The sequence below is a fragment of the Nostoc sp. genome, from assembly GCF_036917775.1.
Classification (GTDB): domain Bacteria; phylum Cyanobacteriota; class Cyanobacteriia; order Cyanobacteriales; family Nostocaceae; genus Nostoc.
The window spans coordinates 1-26621 of sequence record NZ_JBALEQ010000010.1 but is presented as its reverse complement, the minus strand read 5'-3'; the positions used below and the strand labels follow the sequence as shown (position 1 = coordinate 26621).

The following is a 26621-nucleotide window of genomic DNA, read 5'->3' as shown; positions in this document are numbered from 1 at the left end:
GGGGAGCCACAAAAATGCTCCCTATTTTTTGTCTCCACCATCTTCTCAAAGTTTTGTCCCATCTAGCTTAGAGTTGCCTTGTCACCCTCTCAGGAAAAAGTCAGTAGTATATATCATTTCAAACATTTTTTATCATCAGTTCTTTTTGGAGCATTATAAATAATGATTAGCAATTTTTTATAGATTGATTTTGACTTACTATGAATTCGATCAACCAAGAAATTTCTCATACAGCGCTTCCGGCTATTATGCAATACAGTTTTTCTCCTTGCCCTCTCCTATCAAAGCTTTCAGATTTGAGGATGTACCTCATAGCTGCCGGAAGTGCTGTAAACTGGGGCTAATGCGAAAAGCCCTAAGTGAAACTGGTGCAATGGGCATAAGATTACGTGGTTCAGATTGGTTTTCTCATGTCCATTCAATTGAACCCCAAGCTTTTAATTTGTGTTTTCCTGACATCCCTCTTACCCCTCTTTCAAGAAACAAGGCAGGAGGCAGAAGGGAAGAGCTTTTGACTTGTTTCTTCCATCCATAACGGAAGCGAGCGCGTCTGTAAACAGCTTCTGTCAATTTCCGGATTAAGCAAGTAGTAGATAAACCCTTTTATTCAGAAGAATAAAAGGGTTTAAGTCGAAAACTGCTGTAATTACGAGTTACGAATTATTCACTCACTCTTCCATAAATTTCAGTCATAGTTCCAAGGCGATCGCTAATCTCTGGCGTTAAAGCTGTAGACTGATATCGCCAACCCCAACTACCTTCAGTTTTACCAGGAAAATTCATCCTAGCTCCGGTGTCTAATCCCAAAACATCCTGTAGAGGAATAATCGCCTGATTGGCTACAGAACTCAGTGCCAATCGAATTAAATCCCAGTGGATTCCAGACTCACTCTGACAACCCAAATAACTTAAGAGTTGTTCTCTTCCTGAGGGTAACAATTGATTAAACCAGCCAACTGTCGTGTCATTATCATGAGTACCCGTATATACAACACAATTAGACTGATAATTGAACGGTAAAAAACGCTTTTCAGCTGAATCATCGCCAAAAGCAAACTGTAAAATTCTCATGCCAGGAAATTCAAATCTGTCTCGCAGAGCATATACTTCTGGTGTAATTTCTCCCAAATCTTCGGCGATGATTGGCAAATTACCTAATTTTTGTTTGAGGACTTCAAAGAAAGCTTCTCCAGGTGCTTCCAGCCAGCTACCATTCATCGCAGTTGTTTCGCCCTGTTTTACTGCCCAATAAGCTTGAAATCCCCGAAAATGATCGATGCGAATCAAGTCTACACAATTAAGCATTGATTGGAAGCGTTGCACCCACCATTTGAAGTTTTCCTGCTGTAATCGCACCCAATTATAGACAGGGTTACCCCACAACTGTCCAGTAGTGCTGAAATAATCCGGTGGTGTTCCTGCCATTAATGCTGCTTCACCCGTGCGTTCATCAAGACAAAAGTTTCCCGGATTAGCCCAAACGTCAGCACTTTCGTGAGCCACATAAATTGCTATATCTCCTAATATTTGAATGCCGCGCTCATTAGCATAGCGTTTTAGTTGTAACCACTGGGAGAAAAACTCAAACTGGAGATATTTATGGTAAAAAACTTCATCTGCTAATCGTTGCTCCCATTGCGCGATCGCTTCTGGTTTGCGTTGAGCGATCGCCATCTCCCAAGTATTCCAACTAGCGCCGTTATGGGCATCCTTAAGCGCCATAAACAAGGCATAATCATCTAACCAGTAACCTTGATTCTGACAAAACTGGTTAAATTCCTGTTGCTGTTCTGATGTTGCACTAGTTTTGAAGTTTTTGAAAGCTTTTTGCAGTATGGGGATCTTGGTTTGGATAACCTGGGAAAAATCTACTCTTTCAGTGGAAAACTTTGGTAAATTAGTGAAATCTTCAGTTAGTAAACCCTTGTTATACAGCAGTTCTGGGCTAATTAACAGGGGATTACCGGCGATCGCTGAATAAGAAGCATAGGGAGAATTAGTATCGCCCGTAGGCCCCAATGGCAATATCTGCCAAAGCTGCTGTTTACTTTCTACTAAAAAGTCAACAAAGCGATAAGCTTCCGATCCGAAGTCACCAATACCAAATTGACTAGGAAAAGAAGTCGGGTGTAGCAAAATGCCGCTAGATCTGGGAAAAGGCATAATAAACCCCTATTTTAGAGGATAGATTCGAGCTAATTAATATGGCTTCATAGAGGCTATTAGATAGCTTTCACATAGAAGTTGAAGCTGAATTACTTTCTGAGTCACAATCTAAGATTATGAGGCATCCAACACATATGCAAAGGTCAAATTTTCGTAGCAAGGTTGTATTTTTTGGATCTAATTTTAGAAATTATATTAATCAGTAAAATCTTATTTAATCATCAATTTAAATGCTAAATCAGTTAAATTGACAAAAGTATTATCAACCATATTTCAGGGCGACAAAGCCTGTTGAGTAAGTTTTATAGACTTTTTTGTCCCTTTTTGATTACTCCTGAGTAAATAATCGCTTGAAACCACTGCACCAAAACAATGTAACCTAGCTACGAAATTTTAACCCTTGTAGTCATTTTTTTTAAGTTTTAAAATAATGATAATCGTCAAACTAATAGAAGCTCATCTAACGACGGCGAAATAAGACAAATTCAGAAGATTTAGCGTCAAATTTACAGCACCCTAAATCCAGAAATTTGGTAGTTGCGGTCAATTAAACCGTGTAATACCAAACAAGTTTGATCTTTCCCATACCATTAATTTCAAGGATAGCTAATCATGGTTACAACAAACGCTCCTATTTCAGATACCTCTACTAACTTCCCTGAAGTTAGAAAGCTTTGGTCAGGTGTAGATATTACCAATTTTGGCCCTTATTATGAAGCTTTACAAACACGACTGATCGATCGTATTTGGAATGATGAATCACTCAAGCAGGAGATATTAACTAACCCAAGAACTGTTTTTGAAAGAGAAACCGGAATTACATTTCCTGCGGATACAGAAGTCAAAGTATTAGAAGAACCAGAAAACACTTTCTACTTTGTACTTCCTGCGACTCCACCAGTGGAAGAACATTGGTATCGATATGAACAGTTTTCTAGCTGGTGGCCAATTATCGATACTTTCTACTATTTTTATAACCGACTTGGTGGTACTACCAAAGCTAGAGCTTACAGAGAGTGTTTACAAGCGTTATGGATAGTTCGTTCTTGGACTAATGAAACTTTCCGTCAGCAACTCCTGAGCGATCCCAGATCAATATTTGAAGGAGAAATCGGAATACCCTTCCCTGCTGAACTGAAGATTCAGTCATTAGAAGAAACCTCAAATCTCATCTACTTTATTCTTCCTAAGAATCCCCAATTTGAGAAATTTGATAGCAGTGCGACTGTTGGTGAGTGGTGGAAAGCATCACATGGTTGGTGGTGGTGGTGTACTTCCTTGCGCTTCCGTCAACCTGCTATGAATACAGTTACAGGAGTAGTTGGGTAACTAGAGAATAAGTACGGCGTGTTTGCTAACACGCCCGAAATTACTCCTTATCTAAGTCTAAAAACTGCAATAATTCACTGATATTAAGGCGATTGTTATTAATGATAAATCTGAGTAAGAATAGAATTAATTACACTAGTACTGCTCTTAAAAAAAATATTTAGGCGATACTTTTTGAGTAATTTAATTTGTTTATTTACTAAGAAAAGATAACTGCAATCTACTCTATATTAGTGTATATTATCTAGTAGTTTTAAGAAGAGAACAAACTCCTAAATTGTTTTGATTTGCTTCAGCTATTTCTAGTAATAATCTATCATCAACATTTGAATAACTTGTATGTTTGATAAAAAATTTCAGCGTCGCCACTTTATTCAGAGTGCTGCCCTATTTTCTGCGAGTTTAGCAGCCTCAGTTGCCTCTCCCATTCGGACTCGTGCTAGTGATGATTATATAGATGCACTAGTAATTGGTAGCGGTTTTGGTGGGGCTATTGCTGCTTTACGTTTGGGACAAGCTGGTGTCAACACATTGATTTTAGAACGAGGCAAACGCTGGCCTATTACAGCTAGCCAAAATAGTTTTGCTACTTTCAATAATCCTGATGGTAGAGCCTCTTGGCTAAATTCAACATCTGTGTTTGGTGATACTGTAGATATATATACAGGAGTCTTTGAAACACTACAAGAAAAAGGAATTATTGTTGTCAATGGTGCTGGTGTTGGAGGTGGTTCACTAGTTTATAACGCTATTACTTATAAACCTAAGCGCGAAATATTTTACAAGGTATTTGACCGTGCTACTGTTGACTATGATGAACTAGATTCGGTTTATTATCCTCGAGTTCAACAAATGCTAAAATCATCACCAATTCCACAGGATGTTTTAGCTACTACTTACTATGGCAAAACTCGATTTTTCCTAGAGAATGCAGACAAGGCAGGCTTACCAAGTTTTCTCCTGAATCTAGCTGTAAATTGGGATACAGTTCGTCAAGAAATTAATGGCTCAAAAGTACCTTCTGTTATAGATGGTCAATGTTGGTGGGGAGTTAATAGCGGAGCAAAAAATAGTTTAGATCAAAATTATCTTCCCCAGGCAGAAAATACTGGTCACGTAGATATTTTACCTCTACACGTAGTTACAGATATTGCCGAGATCCGTGGTGAGAAAAAATATCGTGTTTTCTGCAATGAAATCAATGAATCAGGGCAAATTATTCGGAAAAAAACCTTTACTTGCCGTTATTTATTCCTAGCAGCTGGCTCTGTTGGTACTTCTAAACTTTTAGTGAAGGCCAGAGAAAAAGGGACATTACCTTACTTAAACAACTCTGTTGGGAAAGATTGGGGAACTAATGGAGACAACATTACCATTAGATCGGACTTAGGTGCTGTCACAGGTAATGCAGGAACTGCGGGTGCTGTTATTGAACAGCTTGACGGGCCGACTCCGATAGTTGTAGAGAGTTTGGAACTGGGGAACAATGCTGACGGAATACAATCTTGTCTGGGTCTGGGTATTCCTCGTCCAGCTGGTAAGTTTAACTACGATCCATCTACAGATATCGTCAACTTAAATTGGCCAACATCTGTAGACGATCGCATCGTCAAAAAGACAGAGAAACTTTTCAGTACCCTTGACAATAGTATCAATAATTTTGGTAGACGACCTCGGCATAAAATTAAAGAAGGTATGATCCCTACATCCCCAATAGCAACCTCTCAAAATAATGATGCTGCTATTACTGGTCATCCTTTAGGAGGAGTTCCCATAGGAAAAGCTTGTGACCCATTTGGGCGAGTATATGGATACAACAGACTTTATGTTGTGGATGGCTCACTTATTCCAGGTTCTGCTGCTTGTACTAATCCTTCTTTTACCATTGCAGCTTTAGCAGAACGTTGTTTAGACAAAATCATTGCACAAGATATTAAGTAGGTCGGTGTCAACATTTCTAGTTGGAATAAATCAAAACGCAAGATGTTAACAGGCAAAAAGATTGTAGCCTAATTTATCTTTATCTTTCTTTGCATAGTTTGGTTTTATCCTTCTTCTGTCACTCTCCGGTAGGGTAATAGCTAGAAGCCTCATCAGGCAATCAATACAAGCTATCCTATTAGAAAAAAATCGTGTGAAACCTTGGTAGATATAAGCTCCAGAATTCAGAAATGGCGAATGTTTTCGGAGAGTGACAGAACAGGGATATTCTACCAACTTACTTAATAGCCGAATGGCACTAAGAAAAGCTCTAAGCTATGCGGGATAAGCGCTACAGATTTTAAAGCTATTGAACAGTGAAGGTATTGGTATGGAACAGGTGATTATCGTTGATGCAATGCTGCGTAGCTTGCCACCGCTAAGGTTGAGAGTGCGTTTTACTCTCGGTTAACTGCCCACTTGATTGCGTGTGATCGCCACCCGCTATGACAAGCTCAAATTCAACTTTCTCGGTGCAATTTACCTCGCTGCTACTGTGATTTGGCTCAACTGATGACACGCTCTAGAACCGAAAGAATACAAACTTTATTCAAAACTTTAACCATTGCAATTGTGTTTTGTAATTTATAGACTAAAGGAAATACAGGTTTGCAATCAACAAAAATAGGTAAATAACTATGGTTGTCCTGATTTTTACTTAGACGATAAATATATGCTTAACTGACTACAGTTTTTCTGCTATTAATTCCAGTTATTAGTGAGAAAACATTAAAACCACTGAAGTCAAAAGTAAGATATCCATCGACAGACTTAAAGGAGAAATGTATGAATTTACAAAATAAAGTTGCTATTATCACTGGGGCTAGTGGTGGTATTGGCGAAGCAGTTGCCAAAGAGTTAGATGCAGCAGGCATGAATTTAGTACTCACAGCGCGATCGCAAGAGAAACTTGAACGCCTTGCGTCAAATCTACAACATGCCAAAGTCATTCCTGGTGAGATCACAAACCCTGAATTGCCGCAAAAATTAGTAGACTTTGCCATCCAAACCTTTGGTCAGCTTGACGTAGTTTTCAATAATGCAGGCGTGATGACTGTGGGACCAATTGAAGGTGTTGATATCGAAGCAATCTGTCAGATGGTTCGAGTCAATGTAGAAGCTGCTTATAGGATAGGCTACACAGCGTTACGGCACTTCAAGGAATCCGGTAGTGGATTTTTACTTAATACTTCAAGTATTGCTGGACTAAAAACAGTTCCCCAACTAGCTGCTTATTGCGGTACTAAATTTGCCATTGAAGCCTTTACGGATTCGCTGCGCGTGGAACTCGCAGGAACCGATATTCGTGTATCAAGCATTGCCCCAGGTACTGTGGACACTGGCTTATACGACAAATGGGGTGAGGAGCAAAAAAATTTCGTCTATTCGGGAGGTGCACTACAATCTGCAGACATCGCTCGTTGTGTTCGTTTCATTTTAGAGCAGCCAGGAAACGTCCTCATACCAAGACTTTTAGTAGTTCCCGCTGCTGAACCAGTGTAATAACAAACAGGACTTAATTTTTCTTTACTATAGCAATCCTAAATGATTCGTGAGAAAATACTGAGATATATAACGTAATTTAGATAACTGCCTTGGGAGCCTTTAAACGGATGGTATTTTTGACGACTGGAGGAATGAAGACAGAATTTAAAGAGTTTACAATCTTGTTAAGTGGCGATCGCAACCCTAATTAAACAATCGGAACCATAACATTGCCAGGAACTAAAAATGGAACGATAAACTTTGTGACTTAAAGTAAAAGCTTGCCGTTGCGGTAAACAATTCCTTTAAGTCACACTATAACCCTTGAAATGTCGTTAATTTTTGGTCAGGGAGCAACATTGGGGACGCAGCAAGCCTTGGAATAAGTTTCATCTCGAATATACCAATCTGCCACCCATACTAAACGCTCAAAGGACAAAGTGAAGCGAAGTAAAACTAGGGAGAAAATCAATTTTAAATTGCTCCCAGAACTTTTAGAGAAGCAATAGTTGCTTCGGTTAAACCTGTAACGCCAGTAATGTTCATTCCCTCATAAGGTCTTTCGTTTCTTAAAGTTTTTAGGCATTCACCCGTCAAAACATCCCATAATTTAACAGTTTCATCTTCACTGCCACTTACTAAAGTTCGACTATCTGGACTAAAGGCAACTGACCTGATCCAGTGGGTATGACCATGTAAAGTTTTGATACATTGACCAGATTGAACATCCCACAACCTTACCGTTTGATCTACGCTACCGCTAGCAAGGAATTTACCTTCAGGACTAAAAGCAACGGACAATACCCAACTTGTGTGTCCCAACAAAATTTTGAGACATTCACCTGTGCTAACATCCCAGAGCTTGACTGTTTTATCTTTACTGCTACTGGCTAGGATCTTACCAAGAGGACTGAAAGCGACGGACAATACCCAACTTGTGTGTCCCAACAAAATTTTGAGACATTTACTTGTGCTAATATCCCAGAGTCTCACAGTTTGGTCATCACTGCCACTAGCCAGGATATTCCCTTCAGGACTGAAAGCAACAGACCATACTCCATAACTATGTTCCAAAATATTCAAAACTCGACCACTGTTAACATCCCAAAGCCTTACAGTTTTGTCATCACTGCCACTAGCCAAAATTTTACCTCCAGGAGCAAAGGCAACTGACTTTACCCAGCCAGTATGTCCCTGTAAGATGTTACAGCATTGGCAAGTACTGCTATCCCACAGCCTTACAAGCCGATCGTAACTGCCACTAGCCAAGATATTACCTTGAGGACTAAAGGCAACAGTTCGGACTCGATTCGGGTGTCCCCGCAAAGTTTTGTAGCACTTTCCATCCGCGACATCCCAGAGCTTGACGGTTTGGTCTTCACTGCTGCTAATCAGGGTCTGACCACTAGGAGCAAAGGCAACAGACCACACTCCATTATTGTATCCCTGCAAGTTTTTTAAGGTTTGACCAGTGCTAACATCCCAAAACCTCACAGTTTGGTCATCACCACCACTGACCAAGATTTGACCATCGGGACTGAAAACAACAGACCAGACCAAACTGGTGTGTCCCTGCAATGTTTTAACGCATTCTCCTGTGCGAAAATTCCATAGTTTCACAGTTTGGTCATCACTGCCGCTAGCTAGAATATTACCACTAGGAGCAAAGGCGACTGACCTAACACTGTCACTATGTCCTTGATAAGTTCTTAGGCACTTCCCATCTGAGATACTCCAGAGTTTCATAGTTTGGTCATCACTACCGCTAACCAAGGTTTGACCATCCAGATTGAAAGCAACTGATGAAACCGAACTGGTGTGTCCCTGCAAAGTTCTGACGCATTCTCCTGTGCGGAAATTCCATAGCTTCACGGTTTTATCACTACTAGCACTGGCGATAATTTTACCTTTAGGACTAAAAACTACAGATAATACCGAATCACTATGTCCCTGTAAAATTTTGTAGCACTTGCTATCTAAAAGACTCCACAAACGTACTGTCCGATCGTCGCTGCCAGAAGCTAGAATTTCACCTCCAGGACTGAAGGCAACGGATCTTACCCGCTCAGGATGTCCTGTTAAAGTTTTTAGGCATTCACCTGTGTTGACATCCCACAATTTCACATTCTGGTCAGTACCTCCACTGCAAAGAGTGCTACCATTCGGACTAAAGGCGATCGCTCGAACCCAATCAATGTCTCCTAAACAGGTCAAAAGTTTTTCGTCCTCAGCAAAGTCTCGCCACAAGCAAATCTTGCCGTTTGTATCACTCGCCGCCAAAATTTTTCCGTTGGGACTGAATGCTAGCGCAGAAATTCTACTGAAATTTTTAGTAAAAATCGATTTAGATAAATTAGCATTTTGGAAATTGACTTGATGTAAATTTATACCGCGCATATCTACTTCCCAAACGCTGAGGTTAGAAAAATCATAACCTCTTAAATCTGTCTTTAACTGACGAAGTAAGCTGACAATATTTCCGCTTGTATAACCAGGTTCAAGCGGAGATTCTGCTTGCAGCTTTACTAAAATTTTATTTAAATGATTTTCTAGTCTTTTTATGGTTTTAAAAATAGTGAAAAGTTCATTTATAACGGGCTTAATAATTAAGCGTATTTGAGTTTCTCTAGTGTAGTCTTTGGAGTGAGCTTTGCTTAAAGCATAATACTTGAGAAGCACAATATTCTGAGTTACAATTTCTTGATAAGTTTGCTGGATTAATTTGCTAGTTACATACTCCATTACTAGAGAGTGTAATGTGAAGAGTAAAGTACTTTTTTCACTTAGGGATGACTGAAACTTATCAATGAAACTTCGTCTGATCAAAGATTCTAGAGCTTCTAGTAATTTGTGTGGTATTACTAATGAATTTAAATCTTCTTGCAATTTGTAGAGTGGAACTGACTCACGATTAATTGCCAACCAGTACATAACCACACGTTCTAAATTAGATAAACGCTCAAACTGCTGCTCTAAAACAGCACAGATATCCCCAAAAACAACTGTCTTCTGGTTCAAAAATTCAGAAATATCACCATTAAAGACATCTTGAATAGTTGTTGCAACTATCTTCAAAGCCAATGGATTGCCACAATAAAACTCAATCAGTGCTTTTTCTTGGGACTCTGCTCCAGACAGACCTTTGAGGTGAAAAATTTTTTTTCCTTCTTCCTCTTTCAGACCCCTCAGTTGTAATGAACGAACAGCTAGTGCTTGTCCTTCGTGTGAGGCTACATCTTTGGGTTTTTCACGAGAAGTCAGCAACAAGGTGCTTTGATGCATGACTTGTCCCAATCGTTTTACCAGTAAACCATAATCCTCATATCCTTCTCGATAGCACCCAGCATAAGCGCCTGTTTGCAAAATAGTCTCAACATTATCTAATACGATCAGACAGCGTTTTTGTTGCAAATATTCAATTAATTGTGATATTCTACTACCTACACTTTTTGGTAAATCAATTTCTAAAACCTGCTCATTAGAGAAAAATTGAATTAAATCTGCTAGTAGATCAAAAAGTGGGGGGGCATTGTAGAGCGATCGCCAAATAACATACTCAAACCATCCTTGAACTTTGTGTGCTAGCTTGGCGGCCAGAGAGGTTTTACCGATTCCTCCCATTCCCAACAGCGCCACTACTCGACAGCGTTCCTGGATCAGCCATTGCTCCAAGAGAGCAAGTTCATCTGTGCGTCCATAGAAAACAGATACATCCACCATCTCTCCCCAATCAACGCGCTTGGGGGCGTTCAAGCTTTGAAGTTTCGCCAAATCAGGATTTAACTTGGAATAGTCGTGGGGATTTAGCACTAAGTTAAACGCCATGAATAAACAAACAAGCGTTCGTTTGTCAACCCCTTCTTGGTTAGCAAGTATCTTTGCGACTGTATTGGAAGTTAATCCAGCGCGTTCACTTATTTCTTCCAGCGTGTACTTGGAGCCAGATTTTTCTCGAAGTTCCCCTTCAAGTTTCGTCTTCTGAAGCTTTTGCCAGCCTTCACGAGTAAGTATAACGCCACGATTTCGTTTTGGCTTGTGCAGATTCATAAACTATGAATACCTATTTTTTAAAGCAAAAGTTTATGACCAGTCCTTTAAAAGTCGCGATTCCAAGGTTGAGCCACTTGTTGCCCAGATTAATAAAGAAACAAAACGACCTTGGTATACATCTGTGATTATTTGTAGCGAACTGCAAATAGTAACAGTAGATGGTAAATGATGTAATTTCTGTAGTCGAAGTAAATGAATTTCATACTCACAAAAAATCAAGGCTTAAACCTGAAACTACTATTTCTTAATCATATCTTTACTTAAACAGAATTTAATTATAGTATGTTGAGATGTTCAATGTATTCATACCTTATAAGATAATTTATGTAAAGACGAATTCAACTTTATTTCAAATTATTATTTGAAAGTTGGGGATAATTCTCAAATTCAACTACTAGTCTTTTTTATATTGGAATTATATTGGAATTGTTGAGTACTTTTGTAATGGAGAACTATCTTAAATCGCACTTATTTTTGTGTTAAATTAGCTTTTTGATTTATCAATACACAACAGTAAAATAGGACTGACTTACCTAGAATCTTAGAAGATAGCTAGTTAAATATGTCGCACTACCAAACGAAAACTAACACCAAATATCCACGGAATTTTGATGGTAAGTATTTAACACCTTTTCAGTGCAAAATGCTGCAAAAAAGCTTACAAGAAAATATATTTGAGTCTTACCGTCAGCGAATCGAAATTATGTTACTGAAGGTCGGCGCAAAATGCTTGACTGGCATAGCCAGAGGGGATTAAGTTTTTTACAGTTAGGATTACGCGACATTAAACGGTTGTGTTATCAAAGGCTCCCAATTCCCCGATTAGCTGCCTTACCTCGAAAAAGTCCTCCACCTGCCACTGCTTCACTCAAAAAACGAACGCAGATAGAGCAAGAAATTGAATTCTTCCGTATCACTGTGTTCTCAACTAACAACGCCTTACTAGATTTTTACACCTGATCATTGACTACAGATATAGCGGTTCTCGTTTGAGTGAAATACAAGATGTGGGAAGATGATAAAAGTCATAGCAAAGTGCATTTAGGATGAAAGCATACTCCACTGACCTCCGCCCAAAAGTAATTGATGCGTATAAAAATCAAGAAGGTTCTCAACGAAATCTCGCGTCAAGATGAGCGTGTGAGTTTAACTTTTATTCAGAAAGTGTTTGAAACCCACCGCCGTGGGTAAAGCCTCGTGTAGATGCGGTTTCTAAGCGCCCATTTAACATTAAGTTGGCTCAGTTACAATTTTCTTCCGTTAGATCAATAATTTCATCGAAGCAGAAACTTCGGACTAAATTTGTCAATTTTTCTGCCAAAGTAGAATGTGTTGGTGGAATTTGCTCAATTAGTTGAAAAATCCTTTCGGCATCGACTTCAACGGCTGCCTGATTAAGTTCTGTTATCCATTGGGCAGGCATAATGGTAATTGCAGAGCGAAGATCCAAAATGGAAAATTGAATATTCTTTAGGTTGTTGTCTGTTGCATCTTCACTGCTTTCTTCTGTAAAGATATAACGCACCTGCAAATATTCAGCTATCTTTTCAAAAATCACTTGCTCACGAAATGGCTTACGAACCAAGTCGTTGCAACCTGCGGCTAAGATACTTGCCTGTTGTTCTTCAAAAGCACTGGCGGTTAGGGCAATAATTACAGTGCGGTGATTTGTATTTGTATTTCTTTCCCTGGCTCTAATCTCTTTAGTTGCATCGTAGCCGTTCATTACAGGCATCCGCATATCCATCCAAATAAGATGAGGCTGCCAAGTTTGCCACATCGCGATCGCTTCTTGTCCATTATTCGCAGCCTTAATTTCAAAACCAATGCTACCAAGAAGTTGCACAATTAAATCGCGGTTTTCTTTACGGTCATCTACTACCAGAATCCGGTAAGAAGGTTGGCCTGCTGCTAGCTCGATGACACGTCCTTTATTCAACCTTGGTGAAACTTTCAATGCTGCGGCTAAATTTACTTGGATGTCAAAGCTAAAAATAGATCCTTGTCTAGGGGTACTCGTTAAGTAAATATCACCACCCAGCAACCGCACAAATTGACGGCTGATTGTCAGTCCTAGTCCAGTTCCTTCTTTGGTTTGGATACCACTTGTTGTCTGGACAAAAGGCTGAAACAAGTTATTCATTTCTTCTGGTGCTATTCCCCGTCCAGTGTCTTCGACTTCAAAGTGAAGGAATGGGGAATGGGGGATTGGGCATGGGGCATGGGGCATGGGGCATGGGGCAGGGCTGAATAGTTCTTCCTCCCCTGCCTCCCCTGCTCCCTGTTCACTCCCCAACCTGACTCGCAACGTTACTCCCCCTGTTTGAGTAAACTTGACGGCGTTACCCAAAAGGTTAATGAGAACTTGGCGGAGTTTTCCCTCATCTGTCTGGATATAACGGGGAAGATTGGGAGCAATTTCAAATCTGAGGAATAATTGCTTTGTTTGGGCCTTTACCTGAAACATTTCTTGTAATGTTTGTAAAAGCAGATAAAGGTCGAAGTCTTCAGGGGTGAAAATGATTTGTCCAGCCTCAATTTTGGACATTTCCAGGACATCGTTAATCAGGTTGAGCAAGTGTTCGCCACTGCGGTTAATGGTAGCTAAAGATTCACGTTGGTTTGAGTTGAGGCTAGTATCTCGTTCCATTAACTGAGAAAAACCCAGGATGGCATTAAGAGGCGTGCGGAGTTCGTGGCTCATATTAGCGAGGAAAGCGCTTTTAGCTTGGTTGGCAGTTTCGGCTGCTTCTTTGGCAATTCTCAGCGCTTCTTCTGCCTGATGTCTGGCTCGACCGATCGCAATTATTTCACCTACCAGCTTCAATAGATTAATATCTTCTTGACTCCAGGCTTTACACAAGTGGATCATCGCTGTACCAACAAATCCAACTACTTTGCCAGAATGAAGCATGGGTACAGCAACTACAGACTGAAATGACATCCCCTCAAATAGCTTTCTCTCTGCTGTTTCAAGCGGCAGTTCTGCCACGGAAGGGATTTGTATATGGTTGCCACGCAGGATCGGAGTATAGAAATAGGGAAAACTTTCAATAGGCGATCCTTTGGCAACATCAATCAATGGCTCGACACCTTCGCCACACCATTCATGAATCAAGTCGAATCGCCTTTGATCTTCAGATAATTCAAAGATGCAGCTGTGTTCGGCACTAATAAACTGAGCGATCGCTTGGAGTGTAAAATTAATTGCTGTTTCTAAATTTTGGTCAATAAATTGGCGAGAAATGCTACTGAGTAAACTTTCTGCTTGAGTCCGACGTTGCAGGGCAGCTTCTGCTTGTTTGCGATCGCTAATATCACGAGCTACACCTACAATCTGGAAATTACCCTGGGCATCTTGTGTGCGGACTGCATTAGAAGTTAGCCAAACCCAGCCTTTAGTACGATGTTTGGCGCGGTACTCAGTCCCCGAAATTCCCTCACCGGTTGCGAGGATAGTTTGGGAGACTTCTTGACATTTTTGCACATCGTCGGGATGAGTAAAGAATGCCAAAGAAGTACCCTCCATTTCACTGGGGGCAAATCCGGTAGTATTCAAAATATTCGGGGAAATATAGGTGAAAACTCCATCAGGACTGATCGCAAACAGCACATCATTGACCTTTTCAACAATAGTGCGAAACTTTAACTCACTTTCTTGTAGGGCTGCTTCTGCTTGTTTACGTTCTAATTCGGCACCGGCACGGGCCGCAAATATTTTAACAATCAGTTCCCGTCCCGGATCTTGCTTCATTGGTTTGACATCTATCACTGCTAGATGTCCAATGATTTCCCCGGATGAACTGGTGAGAGGAACGCCAAAAAAACTTTCGGCATTCATCCTCACTAAATCTGCATCTTCGGGGAAAGCGGCTTGCACTTCTTGGGGGTAGTGACACATATTGCCTTCCAAGGTATGTTCACACGGAGTACCAGGCAAATGGTATTCCAAATTTTCGTTAATCGCCCCACAAGACCAAAATGCCAAAGTGCGGACTTTAGTTTTCTGTTCATCATCAAACTCAGTAACTAGGGCATATTGAACTTGCAATACTTCAGCCAGGTAACGAACGCAGGAATTGAAGAATTCATTACCTGTTTTTGCTGCTGTCCCCTCAACAATTAAGCGTAAAGCCTGTTCTTGCTGTTTGCGTTCGCTAATATCTGTAAAAACGGAATCTAAACAGGATTCTTCGGCGTTGAGACGGAGTGACAACAGTAACCAAACAACCGAACCATCGAGTCGCTGTAGCGCTACTTCAAAATTACGAACTTCACCGTCTTTTTCTAACTCTGCTAACATCCGTGTGCGATCGCCTGGATTAGCATATAAGTCAGTTGTGAAAAACTTGCCAATCAAGTCAGCAGCAGAGACAAAACCTAAAATCTCGGCACCCCGTTGATTAGCGTCGATAATCAATCCATCTTGTTGGCGAGTGCGGAAAATACCCACTTGGGAATTTTCAAAAATGTTGCGGTATTTCATTTCACTACGCCGCAAAGCTTCTTCTGCTTGCTTGCGTTCTGTAATGTCACGCCCTACACCCAAAATAGCAACTGTGCCACTCTCAGAATTAATTGTTGAAGTATTAAAGTTGAACCATTGCCAGTTGCCATTTTTGTGTCTTAATCGCACCTCAATATCAGTCAGTTTTTCTCCAGTGGCAGCTCTTTGTAATGCTGCGGCGCTAGTTGCTAAATCTTCCGGTTTGGTAAACTCCGCCACAGAATGACCTTCTATTTCCTCTAGGCTGTATCCCATAATTGAGGTAACATTAGGCGAATGATAGGTAAAGATTCCATCTAGGTTAAGGACGAATATCAGGTCATTGGCATTTTCAACGATGCTACGGAACTTTAACTCGCTTTGCTGGAGGGCTGCTTGAGCGCGTTTGCGTTCTGTGGCATCAGTTCCTACTGAAAGAATTTCGATTAAATTTCCTTGTGCATCTAATATGGGTTTATTTGCCCAGACTATCCAGACGCGATCGCCATTTTTGCATAAGTTCTCATTTTCATTGAATAAATAGTTTTCTGGGTGTTGACAAATATCAACCATTAATGTCTGTAAGTCGCGCCCAGAAGTCTCGGTTTCTGGAACAATTGTGCCGATGACATTATGCCCAATAATTTCATCTAAATCGAAGCCAAAAAGCCTTTGACCGTAGTCATTTAAAAATATAATGTCACCGTTACCATCCCAACGCAGAATAATACAGTTGGCTGTTTGCACTAAATCTCGATACTGGATTTCGCTTTGTCGTAAGGCTTCTTCGGTGCGTTTGCGGTCACTAATATCGCGCACCACTGCTAAGATGTGTGGCTTACCATTGTAAATGCAAGTCGTTCCTTTGACTTCCACATCTATTAAAGTACCATCTTTGCAGATATCAACTGCTTGCCCATAAAATTGCTCACCAGATCGCGTTGTTTCAACAAATTTTAGAAAAACTGAATGTGAGTTTGGGTGAATATAAACAGATGGATGTAAAGTGAGAAATTCTTCATAAGAATAACCGTGCATTTGACAAGCCGCAGGATTAACCTCAGCGACTTGTTCAGTGTCTATATCAGTAATAAATAGTCCATCATTGATTGCTTCAAAAATAGTGCGATATTGCAACTCACTTTGCCTTAGTGCTTCTTCTGCCCTTTGGCGTTGGGTAATATCGCGGAAAGTCCACACTCGACCAATAATCTGTTCGCCAACGCGCTGAGGACAGGAGTATCGTTCAAATATCCTACCATCTTGTAGTTCTAAGCAATCATAACTAACTACTTCCGGCTGTGAATATAATTCTCGGACTCGTTGCAAAAACGCATCGGGGTCTTTTAGCTGGTTTGCCAAATACGCCATTCGCTGAGGATGATCTGGTTCTGTCAAAAGTTCTGGTGGAATTGACCACATTTCTAAGAACTTTTGGTTATAAGTAGTAATATTACTTAAATTATCAACTACTAAGATACCGTCTTGAATCGATTCAAAGATAGCGCTTAATAAAGACAAAGAGTTTTCTAAGGCTACTTGAGTTTGTTTGCGTTCGCTCAAATCCCTTCCTAAAATCACCAGAGCCTTGCGTCTACCATCCTGGTGAAATAGGGGAGCTTTAATCATATCGACACTGCTCACTGTCCGATCAGGTCGAGGTATAATTTCTTCTACCCGATGCACACATCCCGACTGCCAAGCTTGTTCATCTGTTTCCTTGCAGTTGAGTAAAGCATCGTGATAAAAATTGCTAAATTCTGCCAGTTCGGAGTCTGTTTTACCTTGATAATCAACCCCCTGTATCTCTAAAAATTCTAGGTTAGCCTGGTTTGACAGCAACCATTTTCCCTCGCCGTCCTTTAAGCAGATAATATCGGGTGTTGCATTAATTAATGTCTGCAATCGCTCTTCAATCTCTTGCAAAGATTCTTGAGTTTGTTTCGTTAGCGTGATATCCCGAATCACCAGTATTGCACATCGATCGTCAACCAGTTCGGTACAGCTACCAGAAATTTGTAGTGTTAAAGTTCGCTCACCCTGCTGGTACTGATAATTTGCTGTTTCATACTCCCCATTGAGTATCTGCACATCAGGACACGCCGCTTGTCCGGCTTGTGCTAAGGATAGCAAGTCAGTTAATTTTGCGCCACAGATATTGCCGTGGGGTTGATTTACCAGAGATTCAAAATGAGAATTGCACCATTGAATGCGTCGGTCTTCTCCTACCCAGACTACAGCATCAGCGATCGCACCTAATGTTACTTCCATCTTGGTGAGGGTAGCTTGCAATTGCTTCACCTGCTCCAATTGTTTAGCGCTCATCACCCACTCCTTAATGTCTCCTGGTATAGATAGAACAACTTGGTATAGTGATTGTATCTATAGTTGATCATTAAGATATTTAACTATAGCAAAACTACATACTGCCTTTAAATGTTACAGCAGTAATACGGTTATCAGCATCATTGAGGGTTAAAGGGGAAAGGTTTTGAATACATCCAGGACTTACGCAAGAACTCTCTGAAACTCTTATTCCTTTGTGTCCTTTGCGTCCTTTGCGGTTCGTTTGATCATGATTTTGCGTAAGTCCTAACATCCTTTACCCAATTCTCAAAAAGCCTTCTTTCCTATTGCCTTCTAGCTCTGCTTCAACCTAGAATTAGCAACTTGGTATAGAGATTGTAAGTTTAGTCCATCATTAGGATACTCAACGACAGCAAAGTTACAAGTTACCTGAAAGCGATCGCCATTTGCAGCTGTAAATACTTGCTGGCGAAGCTTAATTAAAATTTCACTGAGGCGATGTTTGACGACAAGCTGCTCAGTGTCTACACTTACTTCTGTTTCAGTAAATCCAGAAATTCCCACCACAAATTCTCCGTTACCCCAATAGCCCAATATTTCACCACTGCAAAATGCTGATTGAAATAGCCGACTCCATCGTTGCAATACTTGATTACCAGCCTCATGTCCGTACTGGATATTAATTTGGCGTAAATCGCTGATATTCAAGATCATCAAGCAAAGCGATCGCTGATTTTTTTCGGCTTGAGCTATTAGGCGTTGTAAGTCGCGGCTAGACTGAAATTGATTTGCCAGTCCCGTTAAGGGATCTTTGGTAGAGAGCGACTGGAGTAGGCGGCTGCGTTCTAAGCGATGGGTAATCCTTGCCAGCAATTCTGCTCCCACAACAGGTTTAACTACATAATCATCTCCCCCAGCAGCAAACACCTGCTGCACTGTTTCCATCTCTCGGTGAGCCGTCAGAAAGACAATTGGCAATTCCTGCCATTGGGGATCTGTGCGAACTGCCTGGCAAAGTTCTATACCACTAATTTGGGGCATTTCCACATCCAAAATCAATAAATCTGGTGCAGTAGATTGTAATACCTCCCAGAAACGTAGAGGATCGTCCAATCCGGTGATTCGCATTCCCCAAGGTTCTAACATTGGGCTTAGTGCTGCTAAAATAAGCGGATCATCATCAACGACTAATACATTTACTTTTAAAGAACGGGTAAACTGTAATATTTGTGAGGCAGTTTCCCAAACTTGATTTGCGGTGACAGGCTTGAGGAGAAAACCCCGCGCCCCAGACTGAGCCAAAGTTACACGATCCACTAATTGATCGGTAATAGCAAGTGCCAGAACAGGTATAGGAGGGGTGTGTGTTGCTAAGTCCAACATTAATGCTAAACTTTCCTCTCGCTGCCCGATCTCATCTACATTTAGCACTACTAAATCTGGTGATGTGGTTTGCAAGAAGTTTTTTGCACCTTCTAACGTTGTTATTTGCTGCCAACGCATTTCCATAGAATATGCTACTTGTTGCAACTGTAAACCCATTTGTAAGTCAGGGTCAATCAGCAGTAACTTAGAACTTATCTCTTCCTCAATCGAGGTAGCAGTTTGATCTACTAGCTTTTGTGCCATTAAGTTTAACAATTCGCCTAACTCGTGTATCAGCGATATCAGTCGGCGTTTTTGGGCTGCTAATAACTCTCCATCTTTGGCTAAAATCTGTTCAATTTTCCGTGCTATTTGAGTTCCTGTTTCTTGCTCAAACATTCCCAAAACACCGGCTAGCTTGTGCGCTTCCCGTTCAGCCGAATTACGCAATTTTATAGTTAGTATGCCGCTAGAGAGTTCTGCTGCTGCTTGTTGCAATACCTCCATTCGCTGTGTCATTAACCCCTGGTATTGACTCCACAACCCATTCATTGCTTGCTTAAACTGCTGTTCCACGGATGGAGATGTATCGGTTGTAGAAGAATTTTGAACTGGATTTTTTTGAGTTATTTCTTTTTTGCTATTTCCACTACTAGTAGTTTTTTGGGATTTTAAGCGATATCCTAAACCATAAACGTTTTCAATCCAGTCTACGGCTCCAACTACTTTCAACTTGTGTCGTAACCCCTTAATATGAGACTTCACAGTTTCTTCTTGGGGTGGATCGTCAAAAGTCCAGAGATGTTCGATAATATCTCCCCGACTAAAAACCCGCAATGGATTCCGCAGTAATATCTCCAGCAGACTATATTCTTTAGGTGTCAAATCCAAAACTTGATTGTCGTATGTTACCTCGCAAATACTTGGATCTAAACGCAATGCTCCAACTTCTAGCACTGGAGGACGGGGAGTATCGCCGCGACGTAGCAAAGCGCGTACCCTTGCTTGCAGTTCTCTCAAATTTAAAGGTTTAATTAGATAATCATCTGCTCCAGCATCAAGTCCACGAATGCGATCGCTAGTTTCATCTTTTGCTGTGATCAATAAAATAGGAGTGGAACAGCCACTAGAACGTAAGCGCTGGCATAAAGTAATACCATCCAGTTTCGGCAGTACCACATCTGTTAATATCAGGTCGTAGTTTGTAGCCTGGGCATATTCCCAGCCAATTTGTCCGTCTTCTGCTATTTCAACAGCATAGTGTTGTTGGGTAAGAGACTGCAACAAAACACTTGCTAAAACTTCGTCATCTTCAATCAGCAAGATTCTCATCGCAACACTACCTTTTTTTGCATATAGAAATCCTATTGGGACTTAAACAAAAATTAGATCAAATTGGCTTTATAAGCAGTAAATACATCAAGCAATCGAAAAATTAACTTCAAAGACATTCGATTACCATAGACTACAAACTTAAGCGATCGCAATTTCTGCAATGTGATGCAAAAAACGACATCATTAATCAAGCAACAGGTTTTTTGCTGTACCCGCCACAAGAATAATAGCTATGCTTGATATTTCAGTTTCTATATTGCTTATGGGTCAATATCATAACAGATAAGCACTATGTCCCCAGTCACTAATTAAAATTATCTTGATAACTTTTATGAATTGGTTGATTACGATTTTTTAAAAAATTACTATTGCGGTTTCTCAGCACTGCTTGAGTTTCTGCAATGATGGTGATCGCTATTTCTTCGGGTGTTTCTGCACCGATATCAATACCAACAGGACTATACAATCTATTTAATTGTTCACTAGTAGGAAGTATCCCTTTGATAGATAAATCTTGCAGCAATCTTTCTGTGCGAGGCTTTGTTCCTAAAATGCCAATATAACGTGCAGGAGATGGTAGCATCATCTTTAAAATTTCTAGATCGTCAAGATAATTATGCGTCATCACTACAGCTATTGTTTGAACATCTATAAAAATCTGTTTATGTATAATGTCTCGATTGCTAAGGATCACATCACAAGCTAGAGGAAATCGCGCTCTAGTTGTCTCATTAGCTCGACAATCAACTACAGTAACATCCCAACCTAATGCTTGAGCAAACTTTGCTACGGGTACAGCGCCATAACCTGCACCAAATATTACGAAAGGTGTGGGTGGTTGAATGACTTCGATGAAAACTTCTGCACTGCCGAAAGATAACTGATAGTTGTTGATGCTTGACTTTTGATTAACAAAGGCCGCTTGAGCATCTGCACTCAGAGATTCAATTAAAGTTGGATCTTTAATGTCAGTGACAATTTTACCATTTGGATAGAGCAGTAAGCGCGACCCAAGTTTTACATCTACCTCGCCTTCAAAAGCAAAGACTGTAGCAATAATACCCAAATGTTTTTTATGAAAGCACTCTCGTGTAAAAGCGATCGCATTGGGTATGCTTTTTCTCTCAAGCCGTTCGATCAGAACTTGTACTACCCCATTGCACCCCAAACCAAAACCCCAAAGAATAGACTTCTTGCAGAATTATTTTATGGTAAAGTTGAGGATTTTGAGAAGAATTGGCTTCACCAATGCGATACGAACAAACAAAGCGACTGTCCAATCGAGAATTTAAACGTCTGGTTGGGGTACAAAGACGGACATTTGATGAGATAGTCAAAGTACTGCAAGATGCTGCCAGTCACAGAGAAACACGGGGTTGTTGTAAGAAACTGTGTTTGGAAGACCAGGCACTGGTATGTTTAATGTACTGGCACGGAGGGATCAATAAGTGCAAAGATACAGCCAACCACTTTTCAAACAACCTATAAAAATGTGGAGGTTGACTTATATCAACCTCCACAAAATTTTGTTTGATGATTGCTGTAAATACTAAATCAATTTTCTGAAACTAAAATACTCCCAGCAACCTTTATTAAGCCTCTACTTTTACACCCTTCCAGAAGGCCACATAACCTTCAATATTCTTAGCCTTCTCTTTGGCGCTGGGATAGTACCAAGCAGCATCTTTGTTGGTTTGTCCATCAACTTCAATACTGTAGTAGCTAGCTACACCTTTCCAAGGACAAGTACTGTGGGTATTACTGTCTGTGAAGTACTCCTTGTTAATGGAGTCAGCAGGGAAATAATGGTTATTTTCCACAACTACGGTGCGATCGCTTTCGGCTAAAACTGCGCCATTCCAAATTGCTTTCGGCATAAGTGAGTTTGCAAATAAACTATACACTTAACATTTTGACACGATCGGCTTATTTTATCCTCCTCAGCGCCTAACTTACACCAGAGTCCATCTAACCTCAAATCAATCATCAATAAGGTTTAGAGAAAATTTTGCAATGCCAGTATTAATTAGCATCACTTTTGTTTATCAAATTAAAAATTAAAAGTATTTGCTTCTATCGGAAAGATTTCCTAGCATATTGGTATGGAAACTTAAGTAGCTAAAAAAAGTTGGATTTTAGTTTATAGCCAAAAGTAAAAAATCTTTAGAAGGGAAAATCGTTATTACATATATATCAATACGCTTGGGTTAAGGCTAAAACTCTTTATCAAAGTCAAATTTTTTAACGTTCGCGTAGCGTGCCGGAGGCATACCGCAGAGGCACAGAGGGAACAGAGAGAAGAAAAATGCCTAACTGAACTGTATTTACATATATATGAGCGATCGCACCTTTGATAAGGGCTAGCAAACAAGATATTTAATTTGGCGCACTTTTGCCTTTTCTAAGTTTTTACTTACTAAATTTTTTACAAATTTTCAACTCTTGAGAGTGGGGTTAATTTGACTCAGCTATTTGGTGTAATTAACAAATTAAGCTATCAAATAGACTGAGTGTAAAATGTTGAGATTTATAAAACAAGCAGATTTTGCAACTCAACAATACTGACTGGTGTACTTCATTTTAATTAAGGATAAATCTATGAAAATTCCAAACTTGATAAATTCTGCACATCTTGTTGCTTGGATTAATTCTATGCCTAAAAGCACTAGTGTTCATACAGTCAATAACCAAAAATCTGGCGCATCAATGAACAGGTTCGTAAACTCTGACGTTTTATCTAGCTATCCCAAGAATGTAAATTCTCTCAAATCATTTGATACTGCTTTTATTGCATATCAAATGATGGGACTGAGTAATTTTGATTAAAGAATATTTTGGAAGATAAGAACTAAATGTCAAGAGCCTAAGATTGCTAAAAAATAGAACTTTGATACTAAATGAAACTAATAAATCTAGCTAAATTGAGGAAAAGATTATGAAAATGACAAATTTGATAAATTCTGCACTTATCGTTGCCTGTATTGCTTTTGTACCTGTAATTGTTGATGCTCAAACAGTTAATAATAGTGGCAGACAAATCAACACAGATTCGCAAAGTGTCAGCTATCTTCAACCTTTCAATATTGCCTTTCTAGCTTATCAAGGTGCTTTCCGAGAACAGGGTATTCCCAGTGCGGGTACTTTGCTATCTGAATTCCAAATAGGAAACCTGACAGCAAAAGATATAGTGCAAGCTGCTATCAAGGCTAATAAGTTACCAACGCAAGTTTTGAGCGATCGAGGTTATGTTAATGCGGTCGAATCGCAGGTGACATCAATGATCAATGGTAATGATATAGGTAGCTAAAGATGAGCAGGGGGCAGGGGAGCAGGGAGACAAGCTCTCTGTGTTGTCTTCTTGTCTCCCTTGTCTCTTTTTCATGCCCTCTGCCTCTTAAATTAAACTCACCTATCCCTAATTACTCATCGGATTGGGCATGAATCACTGCGTTGGCAATTTTGGATGTGTAGTTGAGTACTTTCCTACAATTCCAGAAATTTCAGGGTTGTAAAGTCTCAAATAATTCCAGTAGTTGCCAAATACTTGACGCACATAATTTTTGGTTTCATCAAAGGGAATTTGTTCAACAAACTCATCTGGGTCTTGTGTAGTTAGAGTTTGTAGCCATTTGGAGACATTACCAGGCCCGGCATTGTAACTGGCGATCGCTAACAACGAGTTATTGTTATATTGCTGATGGGTATGATCCAAGTACCATGTACCCAGCATAATATTATCGTTGGGATTTTCGAGGTTTATTGTTTTGAAATCCACTTTGATTTGTGGGGCGATCCATTTAGCTGTACTCGGCAACAACTGCATTAAGCCAGTAGCATCAGCGACGGATTTGATTTTTGGCTCAAACCTTGACTCTTGACGCATCAAAGCAGTTACTAGCAGGGGATTGAGTTTACGCTCAATAGACCATTTTTCAGTCTCTCGGAGATAGGGAAATGGATAACGCGCTTGCCAATAGGCGATCTGTTTGCTCAGAGTTTGATATTGGGCAAGTTCTGCTGGTGTTTCCCGGTCTTCTAACTTAGAGATTTTGTCAATTCCAATGAGATTTTCTCCCCTTGCCTGCCGCATCAACCCTTCAGTAAATTGCTCTGCTACCGTTGGCTGAAGTTTATTCTGAAATTCCGTTTCCCATTGTAACCAGGCATCGCGGTCTTGACCCAGCAAATACAATTCTTTGAAAGTCTCAGAACCAGCCGGTGGTAATGAACGCTGGGGTGCAATTACTTCGGGGTTCATGACGCGCACATTGTCGAAGTTGCCGACATTCAGCCCCCGCATATTCGCTGCTCGCCAAGCATAGTAAGAGTAGGGAAACTGACTAATTACATAGTCATAAGCAGTTTGAGATTCCTGCTGTTTTCCTAGCGAAGCTGCCCATTTACCTACCCAAAAGCCTGCTCTCGGAGCCAAAATACTGTTGGGATTGTTGGTGACAATTGGCTCTGCCCATTGCCAAGCTCCGACGTAATCTTTGGCTTTGGCTTTATCTTGGGCGATTTTCCAGCGATATTCTGCCGCTTCATCCGAATTGCCATATTTGGCTATGAGTAATTGCCACGCCGCGCTAGCTGACTTTTGATCCTTGAGGGTTTCGAGAGTTTTGGCTTTTTGTACTAATGCAGTACCAGCTTGTTTAGGAAATTTACTAATTACCTGCTCAAGATAGGGTAAGCCATCTTTACCTGTTTTTGCTGTTTCTGCTAACCGTAGTAGTGCAGTCCCAGCTTCCTCGGTATTGGGAAATTGCTGTACCAATTGTTTATAAGTGGCGATCGCTATTTCTTTGTCTTTGCCTCCCACCTGTAACCCTCGTGCAGTCCGGTAGAGGTTGCGCGATGTTTTGGGTGCTTTGGCATAAGCATTCGCCGCTTTCAGAAATTGGCTATTTTCCCAGTAGCTTGTACCAATTAGTTCCCAATCTTCGGGTTTGAGGGTAGTCTGTTTGACTAACTGATCTAAAACGCCCACTATGCCTGGTTGATCGTAAGCATAAGTAGCCAAAATCAATTGTAATTTTGGCTGATTGGGGTTTTCTTGCAGGCGTTTACGAATAATTTCCCAAGTTAGAGGATTGGAAGGAAATTGAGCGATCGCTATTTCTTGTTGCTTCGGTTGGGCAATCAGATATAGCGCTTTCACCGAAGCCGCTTCTTTGGGATACCGTTTCAGCACACTTTGCCTGAGATCCGAGGCTTTGCCATCTTCGCCCAGCATATCCTCTGCCTGTGCCTGTTTCAGCAAAATATAGGGTGCGAGAATGGGATAGTCTTTATCTAATCCTTGGAGTAAAGCCAGGGCTTTTTGAGCTTGGGTTCTTTCAATGTAATCACTCGCCAAAAGATAACGAGCGCGATTTCGGTCTGGCGATCGCGACTGTCCTGCGATCTCTGCTAGTTTTGCCGCCCGTTCTGGCAGAGATTGTGATATCAGTGGGAAAACGGCTGATTGGGCAATACTACCATCAGATGTTTGCTCTGTCTGATTTTTACTCAGTTTGAGCCATTGCCCAACGGTTTTACCAATCTCAGGTGCTGATACCATTGCCCCAGCTAAAAAGGCAAACAGTGCCGCACCCGCAATTATGGAAATTTGCTTTTTCTGTAGTTTCTTCAGCATGAATACCCGCTGAAAAGTTCCGATGAATTTCCTGAAACTTTAACACTCCTAACCATCACTATTACCAATTTTTAATTTTAGATTTTTAATTTTATGTAGAAAAATACTAATTTTCAATCCTACGGTTGATAGTACTGAGTAGATATCACATATTAAATACAATTACATCTATCTTTAGAATTATCTTTTATAAGCGATCGCTCGATCTCGTAGCGTTAGCGAAGCGTAACGCATCACTAACGCATCACCCAAAACCCTCAACTCACCGATCCCAAACCTCTAATAAGGGCATCAATTCCTCCTTCATTCCCCAATCAACTGAATAAATACCCTGTGCTACATATTGGTGAAAACTTGAAAACTTCCAATCCATTGCTCGCTGACATAAGAGAACTCCACAAAAAAGATGATCCAATAGCTATGCTGGTTTAGCAAAAATTTCCACAAACCATTTTTTGAGATTGGGGAGGCGGTTAATCT

The 26621-nt window shown here is 40.5% G+C and carries 13 protein-coding genes; 5 read left to right on the top strand and 8 right to left on the bottom strand.

Going from position 1 to position 26621, the window contains the following annotated elements:
- Nucleotides 1-660: 660 nt before the first annotated feature.
- Nucleotides 661-2163, bottom strand: coding sequence for a 4-alpha-glucanotransferase (gene malQ, locus V7K69_RS01265; RefSeq protein ID WP_335030721.1), 1503 nt, complete (start codon nt 2161-2163; stop codon nt 661-663).
- 615 nt (nt 2164-2778) lie between these two features.
- On the opposite strand from malQ, the gene V7K69_RS01260 reads away from it, so the two are divergent.
- The 3 genes from V7K69_RS01260 to V7K69_RS01250 all read left to right on the top strand — a co-directional run bounded on the left by V7K69_RS01260 (nt 2779) and on the right by V7K69_RS01250 (nt 6978).
- The gene (locus tag V7K69_RS01260) at nt 2779-3495 is read left to right on the top strand and encodes an NHLP leader peptide family RiPP precursor (protein ID WP_335030720.1); all 717 of its coding nucleotides are present in this window, start codon (nt 2779-2781) and stop codon (nt 3493-3495) included.
- A gap of 339 nt (nt 3496-3834) precedes the next feature.
- Complete coding sequence (locus tag V7K69_RS01255) at nt 3835-5436, top strand: GMC oxidoreductase (protein WP_335030719.1); 1602 nt, start codon at nt 3835-3837, stop codon at nt 5434-5436.
- 825 nt (nt 5437-6261) lie between these two features.
- A complete protein-coding gene (locus V7K69_RS01250) occupies nt 6262-6978 on the top strand; it encodes an SDR family oxidoreductase (protein WP_179069831.1) in 717 nt (238 codons plus the stop codon).
- 456 nt (nt 6979-7434) lie between these two features.
- Here V7K69_RS01250 and V7K69_RS01245 read toward each other — a convergent pair whose 3' ends face one another.
- Nucleotides 7435-11007 carry an NB-ARC domain-containing protein gene (locus tag V7K69_RS01245; protein WP_335030718.1) on the bottom strand — a complete coding sequence of 1191 codons (3573 nt, stop codon included), beginning with the start codon at nt 11005-11007 and terminating at the stop codon, nt 7435-7437.
- Nucleotides 11008-11736: 729 nt separating this feature from the next.
- On the opposite strand from V7K69_RS01245, the gene V7K69_RS01235 reads away from it, so the two are divergent.
- Nucleotides 11737-11970, top strand: coding sequence for a hypothetical protein (locus V7K69_RS01235; RefSeq protein WP_442936105.1), 234 nt, complete (start codon nt 11737-11739; stop codon nt 11968-11970).
- Nucleotides 11971-12250: 280 nt separating this feature from the next.
- Here V7K69_RS01235 and V7K69_RS01230 read toward each other — a convergent pair whose 3' ends face one another.
- The 5 genes from V7K69_RS01230 to V7K69_RS01210 all read right to left on the bottom strand — a co-directional run bounded on the left by V7K69_RS01230 (nt 12251) and on the right by V7K69_RS01210 (nt 22870).
- Nucleotides 12251-17821, bottom strand: a complete 5571-nt coding sequence (locus V7K69_RS01230) for a PAS domain S-box protein (protein ID WP_335030717.1) — start codon at nt 17819-17821, stop codon at nt 12251-12253.
- A gap of 315 nt (nt 17822-18136) precedes the next feature.
- Entirely contained in the window at nt 18137-20500 is a 2364-nt protein-coding gene (locus V7K69_RS01225) for a response regulator (RefSeq protein WP_335030716.1), read from the bottom strand.
- A gap of 307 nt (nt 20501-20807) precedes the next feature.
- Nucleotides 20808-21671, bottom strand: coding sequence for an XdhC family protein (locus tag V7K69_RS01220; protein ID WP_335030715.1), 864 nt, complete (start codon nt 21669-21671; stop codon nt 20808-20810).
- 424 nt (nt 21672-22095) lie between these two features.
- On the bottom strand, nt 22096-22380 hold the full coding sequence (locus tag V7K69_RS01215; RefSeq protein ID WP_335030714.1) for a DUF427 domain-containing protein: 285 nt from the start codon (nt 22378-22380) through the stop codon (nt 22096-22098).
- Between the two features lie 364 nt (nt 22381-22744).
- Nucleotides 22745-22870, bottom strand: a complete 126-nt coding sequence (locus tag V7K69_RS01210) for a hypothetical protein (RefSeq protein ID WP_335030713.1) — start codon at nt 22868-22870, stop codon at nt 22745-22747.
- 568 nt (nt 22871-23438) lie between these two features.
- On the opposite strand from V7K69_RS01210, the gene V7K69_RS01205 reads away from it, so the two are divergent.
- On the top strand, nt 23439-23810 hold the full coding sequence (locus tag V7K69_RS01205; protein ID WP_335030712.1) for a hypothetical protein: 372 nt from the start codon (nt 23439-23441) through the stop codon (nt 23808-23810).
- Between the two features lie 135 nt (nt 23811-23945).
- On the opposite strand, the gene V7K69_RS01200 is transcribed toward V7K69_RS01205, so the two are convergent.
- On the bottom strand, nt 23946-26141 hold the full coding sequence (locus tag V7K69_RS01200; RefSeq protein ID WP_335030711.1) for a lytic transglycosylase domain-containing protein: 2196 nt from the start codon (nt 26139-26141) through the stop codon (nt 23946-23948).
- Between the last annotated feature and the right edge of the window lie 480 nt (nt 26142-26621).